Here is a 12,380-nt window from a genome sequence, read left to right as displayed (position 1 = left end):
CCCTGAATGAACCAGTCGTTGAGTTCGATGCACGCGCCATATCCCGAATTTACTAGGCTAGTCATCCGTATTGTACAAACTAACTAGATGGTACAAATTAGCGAAAACCCGGAAAGACAGCCCGCTTGCGCGGGCGCACACTAGCGCCAAATTCCGATGTCTTCGGGGCGGCGCCGATCGTGGTCCGCCCCTGTTTCAGGAGCAGAAACACGATGAGCAAGCACAAGGTACTGGTGCTGAACGGCCCGAACCTGAATCTGTTGGGCACGCGCGAGCCCCATATCTACGGCGCGGAAACGCTCGCCGACCTCGAGCAGCGCTGCCGCACGGCGGGGGAAGGGCTCGGGCTGGAAATCGACTTTCGCCAGTCGAATGCCGAGCACCAGCTGATCGACTGGCTGCACGCCGCGCGTCACGACACGCACGGCATCGTGATCAACCCGGCCGCCTATACGCATACGTCGGTGGCGCTGGCCGACGCGCTGTCCGCGATCGCGAAGCCGGTGATCGAAGTGCATATCTCGAACGTCCATCGCCGCGAGGCGTTCCGTCACCATTCGTATGTGTCGGCGCTCGCCGAAGCCGTGATCTGCGGCTGCGGCACCGAAGGCTACGTGTTCGCGCTGCAGCGCCTGGCGACGGTGTTCGCGAAGGGAGCCGCACGATGAGCCGTCCGTCGTTCCTGATCGGCCTGATCGGCCAGGGCATCGGCGGTTCGCTGTCGCCCGCGATGCACGAGGAAGAGGGGTTCCGCCAGGGCTTCGGCTACGTGTACCGGCGCATCGATCTCGACGTGCTCGGCGTGACCGCCGACGCACTGCCGCAACTGCTCGACGCCGCGCAGCGGATGGGCTACAACGGGCTGAACATCACGCACCCGTGCAAGCAGCGCGTGATCGAGCACCTGGACGCGCTGTCGGACGACGCGCGTGCGCTCGGCGCGGTGAATACCGTGCTGTTCAAGGACGGCAAGCGGATCGGTCACAACACCGACTGGTCGGGCTTCGCGAAATCGTTCAGCCGCGGGCTGCCCGGCGCGTCGCTCGCACGCGTCGTCCAGCTCGGCGCGGGCGGCGCGGGCGCGGCCGTCGCGCACGCGGCGCTGCAGATGGGCGCGGCCGAACTGACGATTTTCGACGTCGACGGCACGCGCGCGACTGCGCTGGCGGGCGAATTGCAGCAGCGCTTCCCCGCCGCCCGGGTCACGCCGGGCAGCGATCTCGCGGCCGCGATGCGCGTGGCGACCGGCCTGATCCACTGCACGCCGACCGGCATGGCCAAGCATCCGGGCCTGCCGCTGCCGGCCGAGTTGCTGCATGCGGGCATGTGGGTGGCCGACATCGTGTATTTCCCGCTTGAAACCGAACTGATCCACGCCGCCCGCGCGGCCGGCTGCGCGACGCTGCCGGGCGGCGGGATGGCCGTGTACCAGGCCGTCGACGCGTTCGAGCTCTTCACCGGGCGCACGCCCGACGCCGAGCGGATGTTCGATCACTTTCAGTCGCTCGTCGCGCGCTGACCCCTTACAGACACAGAAAGAGACCAGGAGACGACCATGCAGCACACCACCCACACGAGCGCCGCGCCGGCGCAGGCGGCCGGCACGGTCCGGCGCACGTCGGCGCGCTACAAGATCCTCGCGCTGCTCGCGATCGGCACGATGATCAACTATCTCGACCGCACCGTGCTGGGCGTGGCTGCGCCGCAGCTCACCAAGGAGCTCGGCATCAACGCGGCCGTGATGGGCATCATGTTCTCCGCGTTTTCGTGGACGTACGTGGCGATGCAGGTGCCCGGCGGCCTGTTCCTCGACCGCTTCGGCAGCAAGGTCACCTATTACTGGTCGATGACGCTGTGGTCGCTGTGCACGCTCCTGCAAGGCTTCGTGCCAGGCATCGCGACGCTGCTCGCGTGCCGGCTCGGTCTCGGCGTGACGGAAGCGCCGTGCTTCCCGACCAACAGCCGCGTCGTCGCGACGTGGTTTCCGCAGAACGAGCGCGCGATGGCGACCGGCACCTATACCGTCGGCGAATACATCGGCCTCGCGTTCTTCAGCCCGGTGCTGTTCGCGCTGATGGGCGCGTTCGGCTGGCGCTCGCTGTTCTGGGTCGTGGGCGGGGTCGGCATCGCGTTCGGCCTCGTCTGGTGGAAGTTCTACCACGAGCCGCGCAACCATCCGGGCGCGAACTCGGAGGAACTCGCGTACATCGAAGCGGGCGGCGGCCTCGTTCACGGTGCGCGCAAGAGCGGCGACAAGCCGGCGCAGGCCAAGTTCAGCTGGTCGATGGTCGGCAAGCTGGTGAAGAAGCGCCAGCTCGCGGGCATCTGCCTCGGCCAGTTCGCCGGTAACTCGACGCTCGTGTTCTTCCTGACCTGGTTCCCGACCTATCTGGCGACCGAACGCCACATGGGCTGGCTGAAGATCGGCTTCTTCGCGGTGATGCCGTTCATCGCCGCGTCGGTCGGCGTGATGTTCGGCGGGATCTTCTCCGATTGGCTGCTGCGCCGCGGCAAGTCCGCGAACCTCGCGCGCAAGCTGCCGATCATCGCCGGCCTGCTGCTCGCGTCGACGATCATTCTCGCGAACTACGTGCAGAGCAACGAGGCGGTGATCGCCATCATGTCGGTCGCGTTCTTCGCGCAGGGGATGGCCGCGCTCGGCTGGACGCTCGTGTCGGACATCGCGCCGGACGGCCTGCTCGGCGTGACGGGCGGCATCTTCAACTTCGCGGCGAACCTTGCCGGCATCATCACGCCGCTCGTCGTCGGCTTCATCGTCGCGTCCACCGGCTCGTTCGTCGGCGCGCTCGTGTTCATCGGCGTGATCGCGCTGATCGGTGCGCTGTCGTACATCTTCGTCGTCGGCGATATCAAGCGGATCGAGCTGTAAGCGCTGGTTCCCCGCACACAGGGTGCGTTCGCCCGGCGGCCGATCGGCCGCCGGGCTTTTTTGTTTGCGGGCGCCGGCGGGCGGGCCCGCATGTCCGCCACCTCATGCGTGCTGCATCGCGATGCCGAGCGATTCGACCGCGGCCGCGATGGCGGCGACCGCACGCCGGATGTCGTTCGCGTCGATCGCGCCGATGCAGCCGACGCGGAACGTCTCGCGCCGCGTGAGCTTGCCCGGATACAGGATGAAGCCCGCGTCGCGCACCGCGTCGTAGAAGCGGCGGAAATCGTAGGCCGGATGGTCGGGCGCGTGAAACGTGACGATCACCGGCGCCTGCACGTTCGCGTCGAGGAACGGCACGAAGCCGAGCGCGCGCATCGATTCGACGAGCGTCCGGCAGTTCTCCGCATAGCGTGCCCCGCGCGCCGGCTGGCCGCCTTCGGCGAGGTACTGGTCGAGCGCGGCGCGCAGCGCGGCAAGCACGTGCGTCGGTGGCGTGAAGCGCCATTGCCCCGTCTTGCGCAGATACGCGTACTGATCGTGGAGATCGAGCGCGAGCGACCGCGAGTGGCCTTCGCTCGCATCGAGCGCGTCGCGCCGCACGATCGCGAACCCCATTCCCGGCACGCCTTCCAGGCATTTGCCGCTGGCCGAGATCAGCGCGTCGATGCCGCTGTCCGCCAGCGCGATCGGCAGCGCGCCGAACGAACTCATCGCATCGACGATCAGCCGCTTGCCGTGCCGCCGGCATGCGGCCGCGATCGCATCGAGCGGATTCAGGATTCCCGCGCTCGTTTCCAGGTGCACGAGCGCGACGTGCGTGATGCGCGGCTCCCGCGCGAACGCGGCCTCGACGGCCGCCGCGTCGACGGCCGCGTCCTCGCCGAATGGCAACGCGATCGCGTCGATGCCGAGCCGGCCGAGGATCTTCAGGATGCGCGCGCAATACGCGCCGTTGTCGGGCACCAGCACGACGCCGTCGCGCGGCACCAGCGTGCCGAGCGCCGCTTCGACCGAGAACGTGCCGCTGCCCTGCATCGGCACGCACACATATGCGTCGCCGCCCTGCGCGATGGCGACGAGATCCGCGCAGACGCTGGCCGTCAGTTGATTGAAAGCGGCGTCCCACGACCCCCAGTCATGTTGCATTGCGTGGCGTGTCGTGGCGGACGTGGTGAGCGGGCCGGGCGTGAGCAGGATCGGGGCGGGCATGGCTTTTGTCTCCAGCAAAGGGCGAACGAAACGCCGGGCGGCATTTCCGGATGACGTGCATGATAGTGGCAAAATGTGTCATTTTTTGGAAATTGTGGCATTCGTCACGGCTTTGTCATCGAACGCTGTGATCCTTCGGTTGCCGCGCGATACCCAGCCCGAGCGCGGCGGCGCGGCGGCCGTTCAGCGCCCTGCCCGGAGATGACAGGAGAGCCGGATCGTGCCCCGGCCGTTTGGTGTTCCGCCTACGGAGAAGTGAGATGACACTGCAGAAACCCTCGCGCGCCGCCGCCGGCGCATTCCGCAAGCTCGCGCTGGCCGCCTGCGCCGCCGGCCTGCTGCAAGGCGTCGCGATGCCGGCGCATGCGGCAAATGCGGTCGTGCTGTACACGGCGGACGGCCTCGAGAACCTCTATCGCGATGTGCTGCCGGCTTTCGAGAAGAAGGAAGGCGTGAAGGTCAACATCGTGACGGCGGGCAGCGGCGAGGTGGTGAACCGCGCGAACATCGAGAAGAATTCCCCGAAGGCCGACGTGATCGTCACGCTGCCGCCGTTCATCCAGCAAGCCGGCCAGATGGGCCTGCTGCAGCCGTACCAGAGCGTGAACTACAAGAACGTGCCGGCTATCGCGAAGGCCGAGGACGGCACGTGGGCGACCTTCGTCAACAACTACTTCTCGTTCGCGATCAACCCGGACGTCGTGAAGAACCAGCCGAAGACGTTCGCCGACCTGCTCGCGCCGGCCTACGCCGGCAAGGTCGCGTACTCGAACCCGGCCACGGCCGGCGACGGGATGGCCGTGCTGATCCTGACGACGTCGCTGATGGGCGAGGACAAGGCGTTCGACTACCTCGCGAAGCTGTCGCAGAGCGTGAAGTTCCACACGAAGGGCACGGGCTATCTGAACGTGCTGCTGTCGCGTAACGAGATAAGCGTCGCGAACGGCGACCTGCAGATGGATCTCGACGACGCCGAACACGGCGCGTTGTCGGTCAAGCCGATCTTCCTGGCCGCGAAGGACGGCGACCGGCCGACCACGTTCCAGCTGCCGTACGGCATCGGCCTGATCAAGAGCGGCCCGAACCAGGACGCCGGCCGGAAGCTGATCGACTACCTGATGTCGACGGAAGTGCAGTCGAAGGTGCCGGACATGTACGGCATCCCGGGCCGCACGGACGTGCCGCTGGCCGGCAAGAACGGCGAAGCGGTCAAGAAGGCGATCGCGGGCGTGAACCTGATCCCGGTCGACTGGACTCACGTGATGGCGAAGAAGCCGGAATGGATCGAGCGCTGGAAGAAGGATGTGATCGGCAGCTCGGGCAAGCAGCTCGACGTCGTCAAGCCGAAGTGAGCGGCGCACGCCGCCTGTATCAGCGAGCAAGAGGATGAACCCGGTGGATACCACCCTGACCCATCCCGGCGCATTCGGCGCCGTCGAACCGCACGCGGCGCTGCGGTCCGGCGCGCCGGGCGGCGTGCAGATCGAACACCTGAGCGTGCGCTACGGCGCCCGCACGGTGCTCGAGGATCTGTCGCTGTCGATCGGCGCCGGCGAATTACTGACCGTGCTCGGCAAGAGCGGCTGCGGCAAGACCACGCTGCTGCGCTTCATCGCCGGGTTCGTGAAGGCCGATGGCCTGACCGGCACGCTGACCGTGGCCGGACGCGACCTGACCCATGCGCCGCCGCACAAGCGCAACCTCGGTCTACTGTTCCAGAATTACGCGCTGTTCCCGCACCTGTCGGTGTTCGAGAACGTCGCATTCGGGCTGCGTGCACGCGGGATGGCGTCGTCGGAAGTGACGCGCCGCGTCGCCGATGCGCTGAAGCTCGTGCAACTCGGCGATGCGGGCCACCATCTGCCCGCGCAATTGTCGGGCGGGATGCAGCAGCGCGTCGCGCTGGCGCGCGCGCTCGTGATCGAACCCGACGTGCTGCTGCTCGACGAGCCGCTGTCGGCGCTCGACGCCAACCTGCGCGCGTCGGTGCGCAGCGAACTGAAGGCGCTGCACGAGCGCCTGCCGAACCTGACCGTCGTCTGCGTGACGCACGACCGCGACGACGCGCTCGTGCTGTCCGACCGCGCGCTGCTGATGCGCGACGGCCGCATCGCGCAGCTCGGTACGCCGCAGCAACTGTACGACGCACCGCGCGACGGTTACGTCGCGCGCTATCTCGGCCCGGCGAACCTGTTGCCGCCGCACGTGATCTTCCCGCTCGGCGATCCGCGTCACGAGGTGCGCGACAAGGTCGCATGCGTGCGCCCCGAGCGTCTCACCGTGATGCCGCCCGCGGCCGGCGGCCTGCATGGCACCGTGTCGGCCGTCGAATGGCAGGGCGCGGACCTGTCGATCGCGGTCGTGATCGACGCGGCGCCCGACGAGCCCGTGCGCGTGACGATGCAGCGCGGCCGCGGCGCGGCGCCCGAGCGCGGTGCGCGCGTGTCCCTGCATTGCGAGGCAGACGATGTCGTCCTTATCGAGCCCTGAAGCCGGCCTGCCGCCGCACGTGCTCGCGTCGGCCGCCGCGCATGCCGCCGCCGCGCGACGCCGCAGGCGCATGGGCGACCTGCACCTGGCCGCGCTCGCGATCGTCGTGCTCGGCCCGCTCGTCGTCTATCCGCTGGTGCGGCTCGTGCTGCTGAGCGTGACCGGCGATCACGGGCTGAGTTTCGCCGCGTACCGGATCTTCTTCGGCAGTCCCGACACGCGCAACGTGCTGCTGACGACGCTCGGCGTGCTGTTCGCGAGCGCCGGCACCGCGTCGGTGCTCGGCGTGCTGCTGGCCGCGCTGCTGTTCTTCAGGCCGTTCCCGGGCGCGTCGCTCGTCACGCGCTTCCTGGAGCTGTACGTCGCGTTTCCGTCGTTCCTCGTCGCGTTCACGCTGATCTTCCTGTACGGCTCGCAAGGCTCGATCGGCATTGCACTGCAGCACCTGTTCCATCTCGAGAATCCGCCGCTCGACTTCCTGTTCGGCATCGGCGGCGTGATTCTCGCGCAGACCGTGTTCTACACGCCGTTCGTCGTCCGGCCGACGCTTGCGTCGTTCGCGACGCTCGACTTGCGGCTGATCGAAGCCGCGCGCAGCCTCGGCGCGCCCGGCTGGATGCTCGCGCGCCGCGTCGTGCTGCCGATCGCATGGCCGGGCATCGCCGCGGGCACCGTGCTGTGCTTTCTGCTGACGCTGAACGAGTTCGGCATCCTGCTCGTGCTCGGCAGCGCGCGGCTCGTCACGCTGCCGGTCGCGATCTATAGCAGCGCGACCGTCGATCTCGACCTGCCGACCGCGTCGGCCGGCGCGGTCGTGATGTTGTCGCTGTCGCTGGCGTTGTATGCGGTTTATCGCTGGGTGAACCGGCGTGCGACGGGAGGAAACGATGACCGCTGAATTCCGTATCGGGCAGGCCGTGCCGCGCCACCAGATCGGCTGGACCGACGCGCTGCTCAAGCATGCGTCGCGCGCCGCGCTCGCGCTGGCCGCGTTCGCGTGTTTCTGGCTGTTCGTGCTGCCGGTGATCGTCGTCGCGTTGTCGAGCGTGTCGACGCAATGGTCGGGCACGATCTTGCCGGCCGGCTACAGCCTGCGCTGGTTCGCGCGGCTGGGCTCACCGGAATACGACGCGCTGCTGACGAGCCTCGAAATCGGCTTCGGCGTATCGGCGCTCGGCACGATTCTCGGGCTGTGGCTGGCGCTCGCGCTCGAAGGGCGTGATCGGCGCGGCCTCGGCGCGGTCGTCGACGCGCTCGTGATGGTGCCGAACGGCGTGCCGAGCGTCGTGCTCGGGCTCGCGGTGCTGATCGCGTATCACCAGAAGCCGCTCGACCTGTCGAGCTCGGCCGCGATCGTCGTGCTGGTGCAGCTCGCGCTGATTCTGCCGTTCTGCTATCGCTGCGCGGCCGCCGCGCTGCGCCCGGAGCTGACCGTGCTGCGAGAAGCCGCCGCGAGCCTCGGTGCGCCGCCCGCGATGGTGTTGCGCCGCGTGCTGTTGCCGCAACTCGTGCCGGCGCTGCGCGCGACCCTCGCGCTCGGCTTCGCGCTGTCGCTCGGCGAGCTCGGCGCGACGCTGACGGTGTATCCGCCCGGCTTCGCGACCGTGCCGATCGTCGTGATCGGCCAGGTCGAGCGCGGTTATTACCTGCCGGCATCGGCGCTGTCGCTGCTGATGCTCGGCGCGTCGCTCGCGGCGCTGCTGCTGATCGCCGCGCGCGTGCCGCGTGGCAAGCGAGTGGCATCATGAACGCCGCGTTCGCATTGCGGCGCCCCGGCGAGCAGCCGGCCGCCGGCAACGGGTCGACGAAGCTCGCGGGACGCTCGATCGACGTCAACGGCCGACGCTACCGGCTGCCGGTCGAGCCGACCGTCGTCGTCTGTGTCGACGGCTGCGAGTACGCCTATCTCGAACGCGCGGTGGAAGCGGGCGTCGCGCCGTTCATCGGCCGGATGATTGCGGAAGGCACTGCGTGGCGCGCCGATTGCGTCGTGCCGACCTTCACCAACCCGAACAACCTGTCGATCGTCTGCGGCGTGCCGCCGGCGGTCCACGGCATCTGCGGCAATTATTTCTGGGATCCGGCCGCCGACGGCGGGCGCGGCGCCGAAGTCATGATGAACGATCCGGCCTACCTGCGCGCCGGCACACTGCTCGCGGCGGTGGCCGACGCCGGCGCGCGGGTGGCCGTCGTCACCGCGAAGGACAAGCTGCGCCGGCTGCTCGGCTGGCAGTTGAAGGGCATCTGCTTTTCGGCCGAGAAGGCTGCCCAGGCCAATCTCGCGGAAAACGGGATCGTCGACGTGCTCGACTGGGTCGGCCTGCCGTCGCCGGACGTGTACAGCGCGGCGTTGTCGGAATTCGTGTTCGCGGCCGGCGTACGGCTCGCGCAGACGCGGCAGGTCGACCTGATGTACCTGTCGACCACCGACTACGTGCAGCACAAGTGCGCGCCGGGCAGTGCCGGCGCGAACGCGTTCTACGCGATGATGGACGGCTACCTCGCGCAGCTCGACGCGCTCGGCTGGGCGATCGGCCTCACGGCCGACCACGGGATGAACGCGAAGCACGATCCGGCGACGGGCCGGCCGAACGTGATCTATCTGCAGGATGCGTTCGACGGCTGGTACGGCGCGCGGGCTGCGCGCGTGATCCTGCCGATTACCGATCCGTACGTCGTGCATCACGGTGCGCTCGGTTCGTTCGCGACGATCTACCTGGCGCCCGGCGTCGACCGGGCCGAGGCGATGTGGCGCGTCGGCGGCCTCGACGGCATCGAACTCGTGCTCGACAACGCGGAAGCCGCCGCCCGTTTCGAACTGCCGGCCGACCGGATCGGCGATCTCGTCGTGATCGCCCGCCGCGACATGACGCTCGGCACCCGCGAGCGCGAACACGACCTGTCGGGCCTCACGGTGCCGTTGCGTTCGCATGGCGGCGTGTCCGAGCAGGAAGTGCCGCTGCTGTTCAATCGCCGTATCGAGCGCGACGATCCCGCCCGCCGCCCGCGCAACTTCGACGTGTTCGATTTCGTGTTGAACCGGATCGCGACATGATGGCTCATCCGCGGCAGGATCATCCGTCGTTTCGTGCCGAAGCATTGCGCTGGTGCGGCACGCGCGCGATGCGCGAGCGCACGCTCGACGTCACGGATCCGTACACCGGCACGCGCGTCGGCACCGTGCCGCTCGCCAGCGTCGACGACGTGCGCGCGGCGTTCGATTACGCGATGGCCTACCGGCCGACGCTCACGCGCTACGCGCGTTCGCAGATTCTCGAACGGGCGGCTGCGCTGCTGCGCGAGCGCACCGAGGAAGCGTCCGACCTGATCACGCTCGAGTCGGGGCTGTCGAAACAGGATTCGCGCCACGAGATCGGCCGCGTGGCCGACGTGCTGAAGTTCGCGGCGGTCGAGGCGCTGCGCGACGACGCGCAGAGCTTCTCGTGCGACCTGACGCCCCACGGCAAGGCGCGCCGCGTGTTCTCGCAGCGCCAGCCGCTCGACGGCGTGATCGTCGCGATCACGCCGTTCAATCATCCGATGAACCAGGTCGCGCACAAGATCGCGCCGGCGATCGCGACCAACAATCGTGTGATCGTGAAGCCGTCGGAGAAGGTGCCGCTGTCGGCGTTCTATCTGGCCGACCTGCTGTATGAAGCCGGGTTGCCGGAGCCGATGCTGCAGGTGCTGACCGGCAGCCCGGCCGAGATCGCGGACGAACTCGTCACGCATCCGCATGCGTCGCTGATCACGTTCACGGGCGGCGTCGCGATCGGCAAGGCGATCGCCGCGCGGGCCGGCTACCGGCGCATCGTGCTGGAATTGGGCGGCAACGATCCGCTGATCGTCCTCGCCGATGCCGATCTCGATCGCGCCGCATCGCTGGCGGTGCTCGGCTCGTACCGGAATTCGGGCCAGCGCTGCACGGCCGTCAAGCGGATGCTGGTGCAGCGCTCGATCGCACCGGCGTTCACCGAATTGCTTGTCGAGAAGACGCGCGCATGGAAATACGGCGATCCGTTCGATCCTGCCAACGAAATGGGCACGGTGATCGACGAGGCGGCGGCGCGGCTGTTCGAGGCGCGCGTGAACGAGGCGGTCGCGCAGGGCGCGCGTCTGCTGACGGGCAACGTGCGGCGCGGCGCGCTGTATGCGCCGACCGTGCTCGACAATGTCGATCCGTCGATGACGATCGTGCGCGAGGAGACCTTCGGCCCCGTGTCGCCCGTCATCGCGTTCGACACGATCGACGACGCGATCCGGATCAGCAACGGCACCGCATTCGGGTTGTCGTCGGGCGTCTGTACGGATAGCACGGCGGCGGTCGTGCGATTCGTGAACGAGCTGAACGTCGGCACGGTGAACGTGTGGGAAGTGCCGGGATACCGGATCGAGCTGTCGCCGTTCGGTGGAATCAAGGATTCGGGGCTCGGCTACAAGGAAGGCGTTCAGGAGGCGATGAGGAGCTTCACGAACCTGAAGACGTTTTCGCTGCCTTGGGAGTAAGCGCATGGCGTTGACGGTGGAAGAGATCCACGAGCTGTATCGCACGCATGGCCATGTGGCTTATAGCGGCGAACCGGTCACGCAGCTCGAACATGCATTGCAGAGCGGGTTGCTGGCGGAGGAATCCGGGGCGGACGAAGCGCTGGTCGCGGCCGCGTTCCTGCACGACTTCGGCCATTTGCTGAATCGCCAGGGCGACACGCCGAGCGCGCGCGGGATCGACGATCTGCATCAGTATTACGTGCTGCCGTTCCTGCGGCCGCTGTTTGCCGATGCGGTGCTGGAGCCGATCCGGCTGCACGTCGACGCGAAGCGCTGCCTGTGCCGTACGGTTCCCGGCTACTTCGAGAGTCTGTCGCCGGACTCCGTGCGCAGTCTGGCGTTGCAGGGCGGCATCTTCAGTGACGAGGAGGCGGTGGCGTTCCTGCGGCGGCCCTTCGCGGAGGACGCGTTGCGCCTGCGCCGCTGGGACGACACGGCGAAGGAGGAAGGCAAGATGACGCCGGATCTTGCTCACTATATGGAGATCGTCGCGCGCCAGGTGCGCGCGGCCTCCTGACGATTTCGGCTGCTTCTATATAAGGTGCCGCACGCGAGAGCGTGCGGCACCTTATTTTTTCGCGAAACCCCTTGCGCTCACGACGTGAGCTGCTTAGAATCACGCCTCTTTCGCGCTAACGCAAACGCGGCGCGAGAGGAAGGGAAGCGGTGCTGTCGGGGTTCGGGAAGTAGCGAACCTTGGCAGCGCAGGAAGTTGAGCCCCGCAGTCGCAACGAAGTCGTGTAGAAAGTTGTTGACGAGCTGCGAAACACGGTTCATAATCTCGCTTCTCTGCTGCTGAAAACGCAGCGCTGCCGGGAAACGCTAGGTTCCTCGCAGAAATGCTCTTTAAAAATTAACAGCCGATAAGTGTGGGCGCTTGATGGCAGCGAGCTGATCCTCGGATCAGATAGCGAAAGTATCAAGAGTCTCACACTAAAGTAAGTCAGGTTTATGAAGTGATTCATATTCCTGTCAGCTTTGAGTGAGCGACCGGTTCGCAAGAACCGAAAACAGTAACAGGTTTGAACTGAAGAGTTTGATCCTGGCTCAGATTGAACGCTGGCGGCATGCCTTACACATGCAAGTCGAACGGCAGCACGGGTGCTTGCACCTGGTGGCGAGTGGCGAACGGGTGAGTAATACATCGGAACATGTCCTGTAGTGGGGGATAGCCCGGCGAAAGCCGGATTAATACCGCATACGATCCACGGATGAAAGCGGGGGACCTTCGGGCCTCGCG

At 67.2% G+C, this 12,380-nt stretch carries 12 protein-coding genes and 1 rRNA gene; 12 read left to right on the top strand and 1 reads right to left on the bottom strand.

Features of this window, described 5'->3' with window-relative positions:
• The first annotated feature begins 212 nt into the window (after positions 1-212).
• Genes aroQ through AC3IFE_RS22570 form a run of 3 tightly spaced genes read left to right on the top strand, consistent with a single transcriptional unit; the run spans position 213 to position 2,890 of the window.
• Entirely contained in the window at positions 213-668 is a 456-nt protein-coding gene (gene aroQ, locus AC3IFE_RS22580) for a type II 3-dehydroquinate dehydratase (protein ID WP_050017300.1), read from the top strand.
• Positions 665-1,519: a shikimate dehydrogenase gene (locus AC3IFE_RS22575; protein WP_089470654.1), complete on the top strand. Its 855-nt coding sequence runs from the start codon at positions 665-667 to the stop codon at positions 1,517-1,519. Before aroQ ends, AC3IFE_RS22575 begins: the two co-directional genes overlap by 4 nt.
• A 36-nt stretch (positions 1,520-1,555) precedes the next feature.
• On the top strand, positions 1,556-2,890 hold the full coding sequence (locus tag AC3IFE_RS22570; RefSeq protein ID WP_089470653.1) for an MFS transporter: 1,335 nt from the start codon (positions 1,556-1,558) through the stop codon (positions 2,888-2,890).
• 102 nt (positions 2,891-2,992) lie between these two features.
• Here AC3IFE_RS22570 and AC3IFE_RS22565 read toward each other — a convergent pair whose 3' ends face one another.
• Positions 2,993-4,102 carry a 2-aminoethylphosphonate--pyruvate transaminase gene (locus AC3IFE_RS22565; RefSeq protein ID WP_489192085.1) on the bottom strand — a complete coding sequence of 370 codons (1,110 nt, stop codon included), beginning with the start codon at positions 4,100-4,102 and terminating at the stop codon, positions 2,993-2,995.
• Here AC3IFE_RS22565 and AC3IFE_RS22560 point away from each other — a divergent pair.
• From AC3IFE_RS22560 to AC3IFE_RS22520, 9 genes are all read left to right on the top strand, one after another.
• Positions 4,101-4,307 (top strand): hypothetical protein, encoded by a 207-nt coding sequence (locus AC3IFE_RS22560; protein ID WP_301737245.1) that lies wholly within the window; start codon positions 4,101-4,103, stop codon positions 4,305-4,307. The two genes, AC3IFE_RS22565 and AC3IFE_RS22560, sit on opposite strands and share 2 nt — an antisense overlap.
• A 55-nt stretch (positions 4,308-4,362) precedes the next feature.
• Positions 4,363-5,454: a 2-aminoethylphosphonate ABC transporter substrate-binding protein gene (gene phnS, locus AC3IFE_RS22555; protein ID WP_089470651.1), complete on the top strand. Its 1,092-nt coding sequence runs from the start codon at positions 4,363-4,365 to the stop codon at positions 5,452-5,454.
• Positions 5,455-5,488: 34 nt separating this feature from the next.
• Entirely contained in the window at positions 5,489-6,592 is a 1,104-nt protein-coding gene (gene phnT, locus AC3IFE_RS22550) for a 2-aminoethylphosphonate ABC transport system ATP-binding subunit PhnT (RefSeq protein ID WP_489192082.1), read from the top strand.
• A complete protein-coding gene (phnU, locus tag AC3IFE_RS22545; RefSeq protein ID WP_489192080.1) occupies positions 6,570-7,490 on the top strand; it encodes a 2-aminoethylphosphonate ABC transporter permease subunit in 921 nt (306 codons plus the stop codon). The genes phnT and phnU overlap by 23 nt, the downstream gene beginning before the upstream one ends.
• Complete coding sequence (gene phnV, locus AC3IFE_RS22540; protein ID WP_489192078.1) at positions 7,480-8,340, top strand: 2-aminoethylphosphonate ABC transport system, membrane component PhnV; 861 nt, start codon at positions 7,480-7,482, stop codon at positions 8,338-8,340. The genes phnU and phnV overlap by 11 nt, the downstream gene beginning before the upstream one ends.
• Positions 8,337-9,647, top strand: coding sequence for a phosphonoacetate hydrolase (gene phnA / locus AC3IFE_RS22535; RefSeq protein ID WP_489192076.1), 1,311 nt, complete (start codon positions 8,337-8,339; stop codon positions 9,645-9,647). Before phnV ends, phnA begins: the two co-directional genes overlap by 4 nt.
• Positions 9,644-11,098: a phosphonoacetaldehyde dehydrogenase gene (gene phnY / locus AC3IFE_RS22530; protein WP_489192074.1), complete on the top strand. Its 1,455-nt coding sequence runs from the start codon at positions 9,644-9,646 to the stop codon at positions 11,096-11,098. The genes phnA and phnY overlap by 4 nt, the downstream gene beginning before the upstream one ends.
• Positions 11,099-11,102: 4 nt before the next feature.
• Positions 11,103-11,657, top strand: a complete 555-nt coding sequence (locus AC3IFE_RS22525; protein WP_489192072.1) for a phosphonate degradation HD-domain oxygenase — start codon at positions 11,103-11,105, stop codon at positions 11,655-11,657.
• Between the two features lie 507 nt (positions 11,658-12,164).
• Positions 12,165-12,380: ribosomal RNA gene (locus AC3IFE_RS22520) — 16S ribosomal RNA — on the top strand; the annotation flags it as partial.

The organism is Burkholderia sp. APQ4-4ca (genome assembly GCF_057837105.1).
Note: the sequence above shows the minus strand (reverse complement) of the source record. Positions and strands in the feature narration are given on the sequence as shown.